Raw genomic sequence first — 17,648 nt, forward strand, 5'->3', positions numbered from 1 at the left:
TTCACTTTTTATAAAGGAGGAATTAAAAATGGAAGCAGTCATTTTTGATTTTGATGGAACAATTGTCGATACAGAAGCATTATGGATTGACGTTTACCAAGAACTTATTCAAGAACGATATGAATATGAAGTACCTTTAGAAGTTTTTCAAGCATGTATCGGTACACAAGATACATCACTTTATGATTACTTAACAACACATGTAGATGCTCATATTACACGTGACGAATTATCACCTTTTGCCGAAAAACGTGTAAATGAACGTTTAGTTGATTTACCTGTGAAAGATGGTATTACAGATTTACTTCGCACACTTCACGAACAGGGTGTACGTATGGCAATTGCATCAGGTAGCCAATTAAAGTTTATTGCAGAATTTATTAATAAACATAGCATTGCCCATTATTTTGAAGCGATTCGATGTGCTGATGATGTTGTTCATGTTAAACCACATCCAGAAATTTATGAAGAAGCACTCTTTGCACTCAATTTAGAGCCTGAACAATGCATTGCGATTGAAGACTCTGAGAATGGTGCAAAATCAGCTGTAGCTGCAAAAATTCCTTGTATCGTTGTTCCAAATGACTTAACGTCATCAGGGCATTTTCCAGAAGAAGTAACTATTCTATCAACAATTGAAGAAGCAAAAGAACAGATTTTAGCAATTCACACAAAATAATTATAAAGAGGATGGGACAGAACATCTCATTTTCCTTTTTTAGAGTTCACAACGAAAAACTGGAACCGCACAATAGCGCGATTCCAGTTTTTCTTATGCTCATGTAGGATGGTGTTTTTACACTTATGTCCCATCCTTTTTTCATTACCATAAGATTGGCTTTGTCACCATTAACCACAGCATAATACAGAGTAAGATAGTATAGATTATCGCGCCTCGTCGTAAATTGCGTACGAACTTTTGCTGTTGAAATTGTGGCGTGTCTAGCGTACGCATCGTTGGCTTAAAAGCACGCGCTAAATAAACAACTGATGCCACTAATAAAATCATCGTTGTTAAAATCCACGGTGTATCCCAATTATAAGGACCTAACCACATCGCAAGTAAACCAAAAACGATTAGTACGTGACCTGCATGTTTCACAACAGTGATTCCAGATTGAAAAGCGTGTGCATAGGCACGAAACATATCCATATTTGATGTTTTCTCCATCTTTTTTAATACAGGAAATAACACAAAGAATGGGCCAATCGACAAAATAGCGCTTAATACATGTATATAAATAATTGTCAGATATAACATTGGCATAAGAATTGCCGAAACAATTCTGCCCTCCTCTTATCTTCTGTCATTCCACTTTATTTTCTCAATTTCTAAAGCTCATGTAAAGGTTCTGCAAATCAATATTCTTTTAGAAGAAAATACGGTATAGTGAAATGAAAGGAAGGGAGCGAGGTCACAATGGGTATTCATAAATTTTTTACAAGCTTAAATGATTTAGAACGTATTATTCGCGCGCCTGGACGCTTCAAATTTGAAGAACATAACGTGGCGGCGCACTCTTGGAAAGTATCTCAATATGCGATGTTCTTTGCTACATTAGAGGAAATGCATGGTGCAACGATTGATTGGAAATCACTTTACGAAAAAACAATCAACCATGACTATGGTGAGATTTTCATCGGTGATATTAAAACACCCGTAAAACATTCTTCACCTGAATTAAAAAATATGATTGCACTTGTTGAAGAAAAAATGGTGGAACATTATATAGAGGAAGAAATCCCAAAAGAATTTCAAGCGACATTTAAACATCGCATGAAGGAAGGTAAGGACGAAACCATTGAAGGTCGCTTACTTGAATTAAGCGATAAACTCGATCAATTCTATGAATCTTTTGCGGAATTAAAACGCGGGAATAAAGATATTGAATTTGTGAAGATGTATCAAATTGCACTCAAGAAGATTTTAAATCTTCCATTACCTAATAGTGTAGACTATTTTAAAAATACGATGCTAAAAGATGTCATGAAAGAAGATACAACCATCGATATTATAAAGCTGACAGAACAAGCGATTCAAGAAGCACCTTAACTCGAACAAGATGTTTGCATGAATCGTGATTCTAGCGTATATTATTAATACAAGCTGCATTGTTCGTAATAGTATTAAGTTTTAACCTTTAAGCTGTAATAGGGAGTTTTAGATTGAGTAAGGACTGGCAAGCCTCTTAGCTAGGAGGACATACATGAGCGACTCTGCGAACACCCACTTTTAGGAGTGGTGGTTTAAAACTTTCAATATGATCAACTTACGGCAAAGGCGGCTTCTCTATTTTACATTTCAAAGACACTCACTTCGATGGGTGTCTTTTTTATGTCACTTTTCATCATTTAACAACTGTATTAAAAAAGTTAATACTAAAGAGTACTCTATTATATTTTTCTCTCTATAAGACTTTACTACCCACTTTTTTAAATTTTTTTCATTTTCCAGTGACTATAAATAGATTTACATCACAGTATATTGTATGATATTCAAGGTAAAAAAGCATTGCAAAAATAGGATGAATTCCACTTATTATTTTAGGTATAAAGTTATATACAAGTTTTATAAATATTAATTTTAAACTTACATATAACTTCTATAGCGTTTATTTTAGAAGATAATTTATCTATTCAAGCTTTTATTTACACGATGTGAACCAATATTCGTTTGTTTTCTTTAATAAATTACATCAAGGGAATTTATTAAAACTACTTAAATTTCTATTAAAAAATTATTTTTCTTTTTAGGTATTTAAGGATACATAGCAAACAGATGACGAACAATTTTAAAGTTATTCGATGACACTACAACTTACTAGGAGGAACTTCATATGAAGTGGACAATCAATAGGAAGCTTTTTGGTGGCTTTATCGTAGTATTAGCCATCCTTGTCGCTATCACAACGCTTAGCTTTTACGAACTAAATAACATTAATAAACAATACACGGAACTTTTAAGTGATAAAGTTCAAAAAACAATGGACGTTAAAGATTTACAAATCAACGTAAAACAAGAAATAACATCTATGCGTGGCTATCTTTTGACTGGCGATCAACAACAATTAAATACAAATCAAAAAGCACAAGATAGCTTCCAAGCACTTTATAATAATTTAGAAAGCAACTTTAAAAATCCTGAAGGAAGAAAATTATTAACAGACTTAGGTACAACTGAGAAAGAATTTCGTGATTTTACTGCTGATGCATTTGCATTAAAAGCGGAAAACAAAACAAAAGAATATACACAACTTGTCGCAACTACAGGTCGTGATATTGCACTTAAATTTGATGATCAAGTAAGTAAATTAATGGACCATCAAAATAAATTGTTACAAATGGACAATAAAACAACTACATCAAAAGTAAAAACAATCTCAACACAATTAATCATTTTAGGTGTTATTGCGATTCTTTTAGGCATTGGTATTGCGCTATTCATCGGTCGACTAATTGCACGTCCAATTACATATATCGCAAGTGCTTCAAAACGTATTGCTGAAGGTGACTTAAACGGTCAAGATATTGAAATCAAAAATAACGATGAGATTGGTGAGCTAGCTACTTCATTCAATACGATGAAAGGCAACTTACGTCGTTTAATTGAACAGGTAAACATGAATTCTCAACAAGTAGCTTCTGCTTCTGAACAATTAACTGCAGGTGCAGAACAAACAAAACGTGCGACAGAGCAAATTACAGCATCCATCCAAGATGTTGCAAATGGTGCTGAAGAACAAGGTCAAGGCGCAAACGAAAGCTCGCATGCGATGCGCGAAATGGCAATCGGAATTCAACGTGTGGCGGAAACAACTTCAGCTGTATCCGAATTGGCTGTTGAAACAAGTCATGAAGCATCACGCGGTAATCAATCGATTCAAAAAGTGAATACGCAAATGAACTCAATTAGTTCGGCTGTAGATAATTCTGCAACAGTCATTAAAGATTTAGGTGAACATTCAAAAGAGATTGGCAAAATTATTGAAGTGATTACATCCATTGCAGATCAAACGAACTTACTTGCATTAAATGCTGCGATTGAAGCAGCTCGTGCAGGTGAGCATGGTAAAGGTTTTGCCGTTGTAGCAGAAGAGGTTCGTAAACTCGCTGAGCAATCAAAAGAGTCCGCAGACCAAATCATAAAACTAATTCAACGTATTCAAAGCTCAACTGACCATGCAGTGAACGTAATGGAAAAAGGTACAGATGAAGTAAAAGAAGGTTTAGCAGTTGTATTAGAAGCAAAAGAAGGCTTCGAAAAAATCCGTCAATTAATTGAAGAAGTAACCGTTCAAACGCAAGAAGCTTCAGCAGTATCAGAAGAAATGTCTGCAAGTGTGGAAGAAGTCGATGCTTCAATCGAAGAAATCGCTCATATCGCACAAGCTTCAGCAGCAAATATTCAAAATGTGGCTTCTGCTTCTGAAGAACAACTTGCTTCAATGGAAGAAATCTCATCTTCTGCTTCAAACTTATCACGTATGGCAGAAGAATTACAAAATCACGTACGTCAATTTAAAGTATAGTTATAGAGAAAAAGGAGGAATGCCATTGCATATGGAATTTCTCCTTTTCTCATATTGTTTGATTTCCACACACATAAATTGTTCACAATTAATGTGTGAAAATGACGCAACTTCTACTGCTCAATGTAGTCTTAGTAAATGAAGAGAAAGGAGTCTTCATTATGTCATTTATGATCGCGGTAATCGTTGCGATTTTATTATTTGTGCTCTTTTTCAAGATTTTTTTCAAAGTGATTTTCAAACTATTTCTTTATCTAATTATTGCCATTCCGGTTTATTTATATGTTGTCAAACCATTATGGTATAAATATAGTTACTTATTACAGTAACAGACACACGTTCATATAACGATGTGTCTTTTTTTGTATTATTTTAATGTTGCACTTTGTTCGACCATTTTTTCTACCACAGCTTCTACTGTTTCTTCTACAATAAGCGTTTGATTGGTTTGCTGCTGTAAAAATCCTTCGTCCACCATATGCTTTAGCATTTGAATGAGTCCTTCATAATAACCTGCTACATTCAACAAGGCACATGGCTTATGTAAAATACCAATCATATTCCATGTAAACACTTCGAAAAATTCTTCCATTGTGCCAATCCCACCTGGAAATACAATAAAACCATCTGCTAAATCCATCATCATCTTTTTACGCTCATGCATACTCTCCACAATATGAAGTTCGGTCAATCCTTCATGTGAAATTTCTTTTTCTTCTAATGATTTTGGCATGACCCCAATGACTTCTCCACCAGCTGCTAGTGTGGCATCTGCAATTGTTCCCATAACCCCTACTTTTGCACCACCATACACGAGCTGAATACCTACATTTGCTAAATAGGTGCCAACCTCTTTCGCATATACTTCATAAACTGGGTTATTACCAAAGCGTGAACCGCAAAAAACAGCAATTGATTTCATATTACTTCCTCCTTTTCTTTTATTATAAAAGAAAATACTTTTGAAGGCTTGGACACCTTCAAAAGTATTTTTAAACTGTCACAGCTCTTTTAAAGATACTTAGACGTTTTTCAGTATAGTGGAAAATTACTTCTAATAATAAGCAAATCACCCAGTAGATTACTGCCGCGACAAGATACATCTCTAAGAAGTTATATCCTTGGTTCGCTAACATTTTCGCAATCGCCATAATCTCAACTACTTTTACCGCGAAGGCTAGCGAAGTCGATTTAATTAAATTTACAAAAATATTCCCCATATTCGGTAATGCCATAATCATCATCTGAGGGAAGACAACGCGTCTTAATCCTTGCCATGTTGTCATACCTACACTATGACACGCTTCTAGTTGCCCTGCTGCAATGGAATTTAAAGAAGCTCTAAAAATCTCCGCTGTATAGGCAGCAGCGTTCATTGAATAGACGATGAATGCATACCATAAAGGTGAAATTTTATCTGGATTCACTTGCCATTCCTGTGCTTCTACAAGAGCAGGAATACCATAGAAAAATACATATAATTGCACTAATAATGGTGTTCCACGAATGAACGAGATAAATACTAATGTCATTTGATTTAAAACAGGCACACGGTATACACGTATAAGTGCCATAAACAGACCGACGAATGAACCAATCACAATCGATACTACGGCAATTAATAAAGTGATGGGTACACCCTTTAATACTTCTGGTATGTGATCAATGGCAAACTCCCAATCAAAAACTGTCATATGCTCCCTCCTCTACGTTTTCGCTACATTCACGCGCCCTTTTTTAAAGCGCTGTTCAATTTGATGGATGATAATTTCAATGATGATACATACGCCCCAATAAATAAGGGAAATGATAATGTACACTTTAAACATACCTAAACCATAATTATTCCCAATAATAAGACGCGCTTGTCCCATAATATCGACTACGCCAATTGTGAAGGCGAGTGACGTATCTTTGAATAAATCAATAATGGTATTTCCGAGGTTTGGAAGTGCCAATACGAAAGCTTGCGGTAAAATAACGCGACGTAACGCTTGTGTATACGTCATACCGATACTATAACAAGCTTCTAATTGTGCTTCTCCGACAGCTAAATAAGCAGAGCGAATTACTTCGGCTAAATATGCTGAAATATGTAAAGCAAATGTGACTACTGCAAAAATAAATGGCGTAAGGTCATTAATATAAATACCGAAAGCTGACAATAGTTGAGGCACACCAAAATACACTAAAAATAGTTGGACTAATAGTGGTGTACATCTTGAAAATGAGATGAAAAGTGTCATACATTGATGTAAGAAGGGAATACGCTTAATTTGAATAATCGCGATTATTGTTCCAAGTATTAAACCGAGTATTAGTGCGGCAATAAGCATCGCAATTGTAATCGGTAATCGTTCCATAATTTGAGCAAATAGTATTCCCCATTGTTGTGATCCCATTCGATTTCTCCTCCAATCATACGAATAAAAAAACGGAAATGCGCTACACTTCCGTCACGATGTCTCTATTATTTGTTAAACTGGTATTGTTTTTGGTTGATATAATCAACATCTTTGAAGAAATCGACTTCGAACCATTTCTCAGCTAATTTCGATAATGTACCATCTTCTGTTAATTCTTTTGTCGCTTCATTAATATCTTTTTGAATTGCTTCATTTTGTTTGTTATACACGATAAAGACTGGCTCTTTTGATACAATGCCCCCCACTTTTAAATCTTCTAACTTTAATTCTTTTTGTACAGCATTAAATGTTGAAACATTTAAAAATACTGCATCATATTTGCCATCTGCTAATCCTTTTAAGTTATCCGCATTAGATGGCTGATCGATTGTTTCAATCTCAACTGCTGTTTTTGGATTTTGCTCGTTATAGTTATTTAAAATCGTGCGTAAGCCACCACTTGGAGCCATTGGTGCTAGTTTTTTTCCTTTTAAATCTTCTAACTTCTCAATATTTTTTTCATCTTTTCTTACGATTAATGCTGTCATTGAATAGCCATACTCTGGATTACCATATAAGAACTTCGCTTCACGTTCTGGATTTTTAAAAAACCAGTTAATCGCAAAATCTGATTTCTTTGTACTCAATCCGATTAAGTTACTTTCCTCTGCTCCAAAACGATATTGAAAATCATATTTCCCATCCAACTTCTTCTCTACTGCGTTTAAATAATCAATATCATAACCTACAGGATTGTTTTCTTTGTCTGTATATAGGAATGGTGGGTTTACATCATCACTAAGTGCTACTTTTACAATTTGCGCGCCATTTGCAGACTTTGCTTTTTCATCTGATGTACCACATGCAGCAAGTAATCCACCTGCAATACCAATCGTTGCCACTAGTGCTGTTAATTTTTTAAATTTCATGTTCATTCTCCTCTATTAAATAATGTATTCTGGATTTTTTCGTAATCGTTTTAAAAATTGTTGTGTTCGTTCTTTTTGTGGATGTACGATGACTTCCTCTGGTGTTCCTTCTTCTACAATGTGACCACCATCCATAAATACCACATGATTGGATACTTCATGTGCAAAGTCAATCTCATGTGTCACAACAATCATCGTAATACCTTCTGCCGCAATTTGTTTCATCAATTGAAGCACTTCCCCTACCATTTCGGGGTCGAGTGCTGAAGTAGGTTCATCAAATAAGATAACCTCAGGATTAAGTGCTAGAGCTCGTGCAATACCGACACGTTGTTGCTGCCCTCCAGATAAGCTAGAAGGATAAGCATCTCGCTTTTCTTCAAGACCAATTTTATGTAATAAACGCTCTGCAACTTCACGTGCTTCTTGTTTCGACTTTTTCTGTACGACAGTCAAACCTTCCATTATATTTTCAAGTACTGTTTTATTTTGAAACAGATTATAGTTTTGGAAAACCATCGCTGTTTTTTGTCGTAACGCTAAAATATCTTTCTTACTTGGTTTTATCGCATTCACTTTTAAAGTGGAACCAATCTCAATTGTTCCTTCATCTGGCTTCTCTAAGAAATTGATACAGCGTAAAAAAGTCGTCTTCCCTGATCCTGAAGGCCCGATGATTGTTAAAACATCACCCTTCTTCACTTCTAAATCAATTCCTTTTAACACTTCATGCTGTTGGAACTTTTTATAAATACCACTCAACTTAATCACCAAATCACCTACCTTAAAATAAAACTGCTTTTTTTAGAATATAACGACAATTTAACATAATTAATCCTACCTGTAAAGTATGTTTTTAATTTTCATTTTGTAGTATGATAGTTTTAATAATAAATTTAAAGGAGCGATTGAATTGAATTCATTAACGATGTTTATAAAAAATGATGCACAAAAAGAAGTCATTGAAAAATTACACACATTAAAAGAGGGAATTCAAGCACGCGGTGCAGAGGCTGATCGTGAAAATAGTTTTCCATCCGAAAGTTTTCAAGAACTACTGAAAATTGGTTATAACAAACTTACATTACCGAAAGAGTATGGTGGAGATGGATTCGGTATTTCAGAAATGATTTCTTTTCAAGAAACATTAGCTAGTTTCGATGGTGCAACAGCTCTTGCGATTGGATGGCAACTTGGTGTTGTCGGTGAAATTTATGAAAAGAAGAAATGGTCTGAAGAACAGCTACAACATTTTGCACAAGAAATTACACAACATCGCGCACTTGTAAATCGTATTGCGAGTGAAGCCGTAACAGGAAGTCCTACTCGCGGAGGACGTCCTGGTACAAATGCAGTGTTCATTGATGGAAATTGGCATATTTCAGGAAGAAAAAGTTTTACAACTCTCTCTTATGCCTTAACTCATTTTTTAACATCAGCATGGATTGAAGAAAAACAAGCAATTGGTTTCTTCTTAATTCCAAGTACATTAGACGGATTAACAATTGAAGAAACATGGGATATGGTCGCGATGCGAGGCACTGCAAGTCATGACTTAATTCTAGAAGATGTAATCGTTCCAGCAGATGCACTTGTAGAAGTGAATGATGGCCCTAGAAGTAATAATATCAATGGTTGGGCGCTTCACATTCCTGCTGTTTATTTAGGAATTGCACAGGCTGCACGTGATTATGCACTACATTTTGCACGCACATATCAACCGAACAGCTTACCAACTGTTATTGGTGAATTACCACATGTACAAGATAAATTAGGTCAAATCGAAGTGAAGTTAAAAACAGCTCGTCACATTCTTTATAGCGTTGCAGACCACTTTGAACAACCTACAACACATGATGCGGCTGCACAAGATTTAGGTCTAGCAAAACATGTTGTCGTAAACGATGCAATTGAGATTGTTGACTTAGCGATGCGTATTGTTGGCGCAAAAAGTTTACAAAGTCAAAACCCATTGAACCGTTATTATCGTGATGTTCGTGCTGGACTACACAATCCACCAATGGATGATATGACGATTACAAAACTCGCACAAAATGCATTAAAAGAAGGACAGGAGGTAAAACATTCATGAAACAACCTTATTTTTTAATTGGTCCAGAAGATGCACCAGTTACATTTGAAATTTTCTACAATATGTCTTGCCCTGGAAGCGCGATCTTTTATAAAGATGCTAAAAAATTATTGCCACCTTTAGTACAAGAGGGAAAAGCAAAAGTCATTTTATACTTTTATGATAAGCCGCGTGAAGAACTATTATTAGGTACCCTCGTACATCTTAGTCTCCAATACGACCAGCCCGAAAAATCACTTAGAATCATTGATGATTTATTTGAAACACAAGAAGAATGGCTACACTTAACACAGCACGAATTAAAAGATTTACTTGTTTCTAAATATGATTTGGAACAAGAAGAAATCGAAGAAAATACAGAAATCAGTTTAGCTGTTACAGCAGAAGCCATTAAGCGTGGTGTAAAGAGTGTACCTACACTATTTATTAATGGTGAAAAATGCACATTTAAAGAGCGCCGTATTTATCGTGAACTACCTAAGTATGTCGAAGAAGCTATTCACACACATATATAAAAAGAAAGGATTAATCCGCCAATTAGTATGGATTAATCCTTTTATTTGAAGTTTTATATTTATATATCATTTAATCTCTATGATGATTGTATTTCGTAATTAAATCAAACACTGCTTTTTCAAGCTCTTCTTCTGAGTTTTTTGTGCGTAACGTGCAGTAGCTTTCTACTTTTTCTATTATATATTGTATGTCGTTCTTTTGTTTTTCTTCCATTTCGCATTCTGGTTCTTCATCATGCATATTCCATCACCCTTCTTTCAAAAATTTATTAAAATTCTCATAAATTAAAGTGTATTTTTTCATTATTATATCATTATTTCCCAGGTAATAAACTGCTAAAAAATCATAGAAAATAGAAAAAAGAGCGCTTAGACATAGATGCCTAAACGCTCTCTCCTCAAATAATATTTTAAAATTCTCCACTTAATTCTACAAGAATTTTAGCCTGCGTTTTATCATTTGTTAATGCTTCAAATCCAGAAGCAACAATTTCTTCTAAATGAATTTGTGACGTAATAATCCCTTGAGGTTTAATTTGTCCCGTTCCCATTAAATCAATTGTTTGTTGGAACGAAGTTGGTGAATAAGCAATTGTAGAAGTTACTTTTACACCTGTATTTGTCAACATCATTGGGTTCCATTCAATTGGACGAGCAAAAATCGATACAATAACCATCGTACCACGCGCTCTTGTTACTTCAATAGCCGACTGGAATGTTGGTCCTACACCTGCTACTTCAAATGTTACATCAACACCATCTGGCACTTCTTTTCGAACAGCTTCAACTGGCTTTACTTTACCTGAATTAAAGATATGGGTTGCACCTAATTCTTTTGCTTTATTTAGTCTTTCATCTGATAAATCAAAAGCTAAAATTTTACTTGCGCCAGCTGCTTTTGCTGCAATGATTGTTAATAAACCGATTGGACCTACACCAAATACAGCGACTGTATCACCAAAACGCATATCAGCTTCTTTTACAGCTTGTACAGCAACAGCCATCGGTTCAACCAATGCACCATCTTGTAAAGTTAATGACTCAGGTAAGGCATATACATTTGCTTCTGGTACATTTGCAAAATGTGCAAATCCACCATCACCACTTAATCCAATAAAGCTAAAACCATCATAAATATCTAATTCTTCATGTTTTTTACCATATGTTAAAGTAGGATTCACAACAACACGATCACCGACTTTATACTTCGTTACATGTTTTCCGACTGCTTCTACTACACCTGAAAATTCATGTCCCATCGTAATTGGAGCGACTTCACCAGTTAAATCATTTGGTGCATCAACAGGAACAAAAACAGGGCCTTCTTCATACTCATGTAAATCTGAACCACAAATACCTGCCCATGCAACGCGAACCGTTACTTCATGGTCACGTAATTCTCTTAGTTCTTTTTCTTCTACACGAATATCTTTCACACCATACCATACTGCTGCTTTCATACTATCCTACCTCCTACAAAATGATTGCCTTACATTGTTATTGTAAAGTAACAAGAAGAAAAAAAACAAATATTTAGAATTATATTTGCTATTTAAATGTTTTTTTAAAATTAAATTGTGGCACAATAAAAGAGAGAGGTGTTGTATATGGTCATTAAAAAAATCGCACTTACAGGCTATAAAGCGCAGGAACTTAGTATCTTTCAAGAAGACCACCCTGGCGTTCGAGTCATTCAACAGGCCTTGGAGGAAAAGCTACGTTCTTTAATCGAACAAGGTTTAGAATGGGTGTTGTTGAGTGGCCAATTAGGTGTCGAAACATGGGCAGCAGATGTTGTCATTTCGCTACAAAAAGAATTTCCACAGCTACATTTCGCCATCGTTACACCATTTTTAGAACAAGAGAAAAATTGGAATGATGCTAAAAAAGAGAAATATCAAGAAATCATGCAACACGCCAACTTTACAAGCAGCATTACAAATAGACCTTATGAAGCACCGTGGCAATTCATTGAAAAAAACAAATGGTTTTTAACACATTCGGACGCACTATTAATTGTGTATGATGATGAAAATGAAGGTTCTCCTAAATATATGTATGAACTCGCACAAAAGTATATGGAAAATCACGCTTATGAATGTATCAAAATTGATGCTTACGACTTGCAAATGATTGCTGAAGAAATTCAAATGAAGGAATGGGACAATCAACGTGATTTTTAAACAGACAAAGAGGCATTTCATCATAGCGAAATGCCTCTTTTGATTAAACCTGTGTTCCTTCTATTGTGTATTGTTCAAACTCTTCTTCTAAACGTTTTAATAAATCATGCGCTTCATATGCTTCTAAAACATAGCGCATCAATACTTGATCTTCTTCATATCCAGGGATATGCAGTAGCTTCTTACACAGTGCGCGTCTTCCAAGATGCAATGCCAACATTGTATAATTCATACGTTTGCGATTTTCAAGACGTTCCTCCACTACTTCAAGCGCTTCTTCATAGCGTTCAGCCTTAATTAATAATAGTGATAAGTTGATATTATAAATATCTTTTAACTGATCTACCTTTTCGTGCTTCTCATAATCTTTTAGCCTTTCAAGTACACGCTGCGAAAACGCAATCGTCGTATCAAGAGGATACATAAAGAGAATCGTATTAATTAAACGAATATCGTATAAATACCATTGATCATACTTTTTTAACCTTCTCCAAATTGGTTCAATGAGTTCGCGCGCACGATCGAAATCTTCTGAATCTGATACGACTAATAAGGCATCACAAAGAAGATGAATCTCACGTAATTCTAAGTCATCACCTTGTTTTAAATAGTCCATTGCTTTTGTTTTAATCTTTTTTAATCTCTCTGGGTCATTATAATTCAGTTGAAAGAACTCATTTAAAATTTGTTGTTTTTCATTATAATTATAGCCATTGCTTATAAATTCAATTTCATCTGGTGTGACATTCAAACGGTTCGCAATTTTCAAAAAACCAACTGCGTCTAAGTCCCTTGTACCTGCTTCTACTTTTGAATAAACCCCCTGTGAAATGATCTTATGCGCGACATTTAACTGGCTATGTCCACGATTCAAGCGAATCTCTTTTAATACTTGCCCCAACTCCACTTTTAAAACACCCCAAATCTCTTTAACCTTCTCTTAATGATAATAAAAAATACCTTAAAATGCGAGTAGCACTTTAAGGTATTTCATCGCTTAAGCGTGTTTTTCTGTTGTAGAAACAACTTCTTCTTTCATTTGAACAGGAGCCGACTCTTCGATTGGTGCTTTTTCATCACGTCTCCAAGGAATCATATTGAAGATTATATTTAAAACAATCGCTGTTAATGAACCTGCTACAATCCCATTACTTGTTAAGATGCTTAGTGAACCTGGTAAGAAATTAAAGATGTCTGGTTGAACTGTTACACCTAAACCCATACCAACTGAACAAGCAATAATCATCGCATTACCTTCTGATTCTACTACTGCACGTCCTAACATTTTAATACCTTGAGAGATAACCATACCGAACATCGCAATCATTGCACCGCCAAGAACTGGTGTTGGAATGATTGTTGTTAATGCAGCTACTTTTGGTAAGAAACCAAGAGCGATTAACATAACAGCCATAATTCCGATTACAGCGCGGTTTTTAACGCCTGTTAATTGCATTAAACCAACATTTTGAGAGAATGCAGTATAAGGGAAGGCATTGAAAATACCACCGATAACAGATGCTAAACCTTCTGAACGATAACCACGTGCTAAATTTTTACTATTTACAGGTGTTTTTGTCATCTCACCTAATGCAAAGTAAGAACCTGTTGATTCAACTAACGATACAATCGCAACAATTGTCATTGTCACAATCGGTACAAGATTGAATTCTGGTGTCGCAAAGAAGAATGGTTTAACCATGTGTACCATATCTGCATTACGTACATTATCAAAGCTTACGAATCCCATGAATGATGCAACAACTGTACCAACTAATAAACCGATTAGAATCGCAATTGAGCGCATGAAACCTTTTGAGAAACGATAGAATAAAATAATAATCGCAAGTGTTAAAAATGCTAATAATACATTTTCTGATGATGCGTAGTCTGGACTATTTGCATCGCCACCAGCTGCGTTATTGAATGCTACTGGAATTAGTGTAATACCGATAATTGTTACAACTGAACCTGTAACGATTGGTGGGAATAACTTAACTAATAAACCGAAGATACCACCGATCAATACAACAATTGCACCCGAAGCGATAACTGCTCCGTAAATTGAACCTAAACCGTATTCTTTACCGATTGTAATGATTGGTGTCACAGCTGTGAATGTACAGCCTAATACAAGTGGTAAACCAATACCGAATACTTTACCGCGCATTACTTGAAGTAATGTTGCAATACCACACATTAAAATATCGATTGAAACTAAGTACGTTAATTGTTCAGGTGTCATACCAAGTGAACCACCAATAATTAATGGTACGAGGATTGCACCTGCATACATTGCTAATAGATGTTGAAACGCAAGAGTCGTTAGTTTAAGCTTGTTCATCTGAAAGGTTGCCTCCTAAGCAAATTGTACTTTCCCGTTTTCTAATGAAGAGATGATGGCTAATGAATCTACACGGTGACCTTGATCACGAAGTGCTTGTCCACCTGGTTGGAATCCTTTTTCGATTACAATTCCAATACCGCTTGTTGTTGCGCCTGCTTGTTCTACGATACTTAGTAAACCTTTTGCTGCTTCACCGTTTGCTAAGAAATCGTCGATAATTAATACCACATCATCTTTATTTAAAAAGTCTTTAGAAACTGAAATGTCGCTTGATACTTGCTTCGTGAATGAATACACTTCTGCTGAGTAGAAATTGTCTGTTAATGTGACAGATTTACGTTTGCGTGCAAACACAACAGGGATTCCTAAGATTAAGCCAGCCATAACTGCTGGTGCAATACCTGAAGATTCGATTGTTACGATTTTTGTTAAACCTGCATCTTTATATAAATCAGCAAATTCTTGACCAATTTGTTGCATTAACTCTGGGTCAATTTGGTGGTTTAAAAATGAATCTACTTTTAAAACTTCTGCTGATAATACTTTACCGTCTTTAATGATTTTGTCCTGAAGTGCTTTCACTATGAGGATCTCCCTTCAAATTCAAATTACCTTTTTTAATAGATGCAATCTCCTCATATAAAGAAAAGCTCAAAGTCATTGCCCCAATTCTTCTACGAGTGGAGCAATGACTTTGAGCTTTTTCATATATATACGAAATAGACAATAAATCATGCTTCCTCATAGTCAATTCGTTTACGGCAAATCGGTAGAGACTCGTGGGCCATATTCCCACTATTATATGAGTGAATGCGTGTGTATGTTTTTTAAAGAATGTACAAATTATATCACGGGAAATACTTTTTACAACTAGATTTCTTAAATTAAAAATATTCTGACACGAATCGAGCATATTTAAGCTGAAAATAAGAAAATAGAGCCTTATTATGAACATTTATATTAGTTATTTAATTTTTCGTTCGTGATTAACCATTAAAATGGATGAAAAAGGAAATAAATAAATTTAAATAACATTTTAATGTTGTTTATATTTTTTGCATAATTTTCTCTATTATTCATGATTTTCTTTTTAGGAAATAATTCAAAATTCATTATTTCTACATAAAAAAGCACTCGGAAATCCCGAGTGCTTTTTGCTATTCTTCTGTATAAAGATTTTTAGTCGGTTCCACATCTGCCTCTGTTAATTTAACCATTTTCGTTTTGTTTTTGATTTTATAACCGAACCACAGTAAGAAGAAAATCGGTAAACCAATATAAGAAACAAGTAGTTCATACCAACTAAATTGCCCATCTTCAAATGCAAAATAACTTTGTCCGAAGACAACTAATGCACACAGGATGAATGCGAATAATGGACCAAATGGGAAAAATCTCGATTTATATGGTAATACTTCATCTAAGTTCTTCCCTTGCGCAATCAGTGCTTTTCGGAAACGGTAGTGACTGGCTGCAATACCTAACCATGCGATAAAACCACACATACCCGAAGCACTTAATAACCAAATATATACTTGTTCACCGAAAATAGATGTTAAGAATGATAAACTTGCGACAATGACCGTTGCGATTAAAGCTGCAAATGGTACACCGCGACGATTTAACTTTTTAAAGATTTTTGGTGCTTTACCTTCCATCGCTAAATCCCAAAGCATACGTGATGAAGCATATAAACCAGAGTTACCAGCAGATAAAATCGCTGTTAAAACAACTGCATTCATAATCGAAGCTGCAAAAGCAATACCTGCATTTTCAAATACAAGCGTAAACGGACTTGTCGTAACCGTCTCTCCATCATTGATTAGACGACTATCTGTATAAGGAATTAATAAGCCAATCGCTAAAATGGCTAAGATATAGAATAATAAAATACGCCAAAAGATTTGCTTCACTGCTTTTGGAATCGATTTGCCTGGATCTTTTGTTTCACCAGCTGTAATACCGATTAACTCTGTTCCTTGGAATGAGAATCCTGCTGCTAAGAAAATACCGAGTGTCGCAAAGAATCCACCGTGGAATGGACCATCACCTGCAAAGAAATTCGTAAAACCAACAGGTGCTTTACCTCCTAAGATACCAAAAATCATTAAAATACTAACGATTAAGAAGATGACAATTGTCGCTACTTTAATGAATGCGAACCAATACTCACTTTCACCAAAACTTTTCACCGATAAGTAGTTTAACAAGAAAATAATAGCTAAGAATGATACACTCCAAATCCATGAAGCTGTATCAGGGAACCAATATTTCATAACGATTGAAACAGCTGCAATTTCAGCTGCGATTGTAATTGCCCAGTTATACCAATAGTTCCATCCTAATGCAAATCCAAGTGCTGGATCGATAAACTTTGTTGCATACGTACTAAACGAACCTGAAACAGGCATATACGCAGCCATCTCTCCTAAACTTGTCATTAAGAAAAATACCATAATACCGATTAAACCATATGCTAATAGCGCTCCACCTGGTCCAGCCTGTGCGATTGAGTTACCACTTGCAAGTAGTAAACCTGTCCCAATCGTACCGCCGAGTGAAATCATCATAATGTGACGACTTTTTAGTCCTCTTTTTAGAGTTGTAGGCGCTTCTTGACTTGCTTTTGTACGACTCATTTCATTTCC

Annotated in this window: 19 protein-coding genes, 1 other RNA gene and 1 riboswitch; of the genes, 8 read left to right on the forward strand and 12 right to left on the reverse strand. The window is 35.3% G+C overall.

The features are described from left to right. Positions 1-28 precede the first annotated feature (28 nt). Positions 29-679, forward strand: a complete 651-nt coding sequence (locus ASO14_RS13390) for an HAD family hydrolase (RefSeq protein ID WP_068456408.1) — start codon at positions 29-31, stop codon at positions 677-679. Between the two features lie 144 nt (positions 680-823). Here the strand turns inward: ASO14_RS13390 and ASO14_RS13395 are convergent, their stop codons facing one another. Further along, the gene (locus tag ASO14_RS13395; RefSeq protein ID WP_231726959.1) at positions 824-1,153 is read right to left on the reverse strand and encodes a hypothetical protein; all 330 of its coding nucleotides are present in this window, start codon (positions 1,151-1,153) and stop codon (positions 824-826) included. Between the two features lie 267 nt (positions 1,154-1,420). On the opposite strand from ASO14_RS13395, the gene ASO14_RS13400 reads away from it, so the two are divergent. The 4 genes from ASO14_RS13400 to ASO14_RS15075 all read left to right on the forward strand — a co-directional run bounded on the left by ASO14_RS13400 (position 1,421) and on the right by ASO14_RS15075 (position 4,858). Further along, positions 1,421-2,053 (forward strand): HD domain-containing protein, encoded by a 633-nt coding sequence (locus ASO14_RS13400; protein ID WP_068456413.1) that lies wholly within the window; start codon positions 1,421-1,423, stop codon positions 2,051-2,053. A gap of 48 nt (positions 2,054-2,101) precedes the next feature. Next, positions 2,102-2,292: non-coding RNA, 6S RNA (gene ssrS / locus ASO14_RS13405), on the forward strand. A gap of 545 nt (positions 2,293-2,837) precedes the next feature. Then, positions 2,838-4,529: a methyl-accepting chemotaxis protein gene (locus ASO14_RS13410; protein ID WP_068456416.1), complete on the forward strand. Its 1,692-nt coding sequence runs from the start codon at positions 2,838-2,840 to the stop codon at positions 4,527-4,529. A 161-nt stretch (positions 4,530-4,690) separates the two neighbouring features. Further along, a complete protein-coding gene (locus ASO14_RS15075; protein ID WP_156422380.1) occupies positions 4,691-4,858 on the forward strand; it encodes a hypothetical protein in 168 nt (55 codons plus the stop codon). A 38-nt stretch (positions 4,859-4,896) separates the two neighbouring features. On the opposite strand, the gene ASO14_RS13415 is transcribed toward ASO14_RS15075, so the two are convergent. The 5 genes from ASO14_RS13415 to ASO14_RS13435 form a co-directional block, all read right to left on the reverse strand. Then, complete coding sequence (locus ASO14_RS13415; RefSeq protein WP_068456419.1) at positions 4,897-5,451, reverse strand: LOG family protein; 555 nt, start codon at positions 5,449-5,451, stop codon at positions 4,897-4,899. 70 nt (positions 5,452-5,521) lie between these two features. After that, the gene (locus ASO14_RS13420; protein ID WP_068456421.1) at positions 5,522-6,223 is read right to left on the reverse strand and encodes an amino acid ABC transporter permease; all 702 of its coding nucleotides are present in this window, start codon (positions 6,221-6,223) and stop codon (positions 5,522-5,524) included. Between the two features lie 12 nt (positions 6,224-6,235). Beyond that, a complete protein-coding gene (locus tag ASO14_RS13425; RefSeq protein WP_068456425.1) occupies positions 6,236-6,931 on the reverse strand; it encodes an amino acid ABC transporter permease in 696 nt (231 codons plus the stop codon). Positions 6,932-6,999: 68 nt separating this feature from the next. Then, on the reverse strand, positions 7,000-7,863 hold the full coding sequence (locus tag ASO14_RS13430) for a transporter substrate-binding domain-containing protein (protein WP_068456428.1): 864 nt from the start codon (positions 7,861-7,863) through the stop codon (positions 7,000-7,002). A 15-nt stretch (positions 7,864-7,878) separates the two neighbouring features. Then, positions 7,879-8,634, reverse strand: a complete 756-nt coding sequence (locus ASO14_RS13435; RefSeq protein ID WP_068456438.1) for an amino acid ABC transporter ATP-binding protein — start codon at positions 8,632-8,634, stop codon at positions 7,879-7,881. A gap of 157 nt (positions 8,635-8,791) precedes the next feature. Here ASO14_RS13435 and ASO14_RS13440 point away from each other — a divergent pair, with 157 nt between their 5' ends. Then, positions 8,792-9,955, forward strand: coding sequence for an acyl-CoA dehydrogenase family protein (locus ASO14_RS13440; RefSeq protein ID WP_068457573.1), 1,164 nt, complete (start codon positions 8,792-8,794; stop codon positions 9,953-9,955). Then, the gene (locus ASO14_RS13445; RefSeq protein ID WP_068456441.1) at positions 9,952-10,470 is read left to right on the forward strand and encodes a thioredoxin domain-containing protein; all 519 of its coding nucleotides are present in this window, start codon (positions 9,952-9,954) and stop codon (positions 10,468-10,470) included. The genes ASO14_RS13440 and ASO14_RS13445 overlap by 4 nt, the downstream gene beginning before the upstream one ends. 70 nt (positions 10,471-10,540) lie before the next feature. Here ASO14_RS13445 and ASO14_RS15080 read toward each other — a convergent pair whose 3' ends face one another. Next, positions 10,541-10,711 (reverse strand): hypothetical protein, encoded by a 171-nt coding sequence (locus tag ASO14_RS15080; protein ID WP_156422381.1) that lies wholly within the window; start codon positions 10,709-10,711, stop codon positions 10,541-10,543. Between the two features lie 169 nt (positions 10,712-10,880). Next, the gene (locus ASO14_RS13450; RefSeq protein WP_068456444.1) at positions 10,881-11,930 is read right to left on the reverse strand and encodes a 2,3-butanediol dehydrogenase; all 1,050 of its coding nucleotides are present in this window, start codon (positions 11,928-11,930) and stop codon (positions 10,881-10,883) included. Positions 11,931-12,077: 147 nt separating this feature from the next. Here ASO14_RS13450 and ASO14_RS13455 point away from each other — a divergent pair, with 147 nt between their 5' ends. Continuing rightward, positions 12,078-12,653: an SLOG family protein gene (locus ASO14_RS13455; RefSeq protein ID WP_068456447.1), complete on the forward strand. Its 576-nt coding sequence runs from the start codon at positions 12,078-12,080 to the stop codon at positions 12,651-12,653. A gap of 43 nt (positions 12,654-12,696) precedes the next feature. On the opposite strand, the gene ASO14_RS13460 is transcribed toward ASO14_RS13455, so the two are convergent. From ASO14_RS13460 to ASO14_RS13475, 4 genes are all read right to left on the reverse strand, one after another. Next, positions 12,697-13,560 carry a helix-turn-helix domain-containing protein gene (locus tag ASO14_RS13460; RefSeq protein ID WP_068456450.1) on the reverse strand — a complete coding sequence of 288 codons (864 nt, stop codon included), beginning with the start codon at positions 13,558-13,560 and terminating at the stop codon, positions 12,697-12,699. A gap of 90 nt (positions 13,561-13,650) precedes the next feature. Further along, positions 13,651-14,997, reverse strand: coding sequence for a nucleobase:cation symporter-2 family protein (locus tag ASO14_RS13465; protein WP_068456453.1), 1,347 nt, complete (start codon positions 14,995-14,997; stop codon positions 13,651-13,653). A gap of 15 nt (positions 14,998-15,012) precedes the next feature. Next, complete coding sequence (locus ASO14_RS13470) at positions 15,013-15,582, reverse strand: xanthine phosphoribosyltransferase (protein ID WP_068456457.1); 570 nt, start codon at positions 15,580-15,582, stop codon at positions 15,013-15,015. Positions 15,583-15,724: 142 nt separating this feature from the next. Beyond that, positions 15,725-15,826: riboswitch (purine riboswitch) on the reverse strand. Positions 15,827-16,157: 331 nt separating this feature from the next. Further along, positions 16,158-17,639: an amino acid permease gene (locus tag ASO14_RS13475; protein WP_068456461.1), complete on the reverse strand. Its 1,482-nt coding sequence runs from the start codon at positions 17,637-17,639 to the stop codon at positions 16,158-16,160. Positions 17,640-17,648 lie beyond the last annotated feature (9 nt).

The organism is Kurthia sp. 11kri321 (assembly GCF_001534765.1).
Taxonomy (GTDB): domain Bacteria; phylum Bacillota; class Bacilli; order Bacillales_A; family Planococcaceae; genus Kurthia; species Kurthia gibsonii.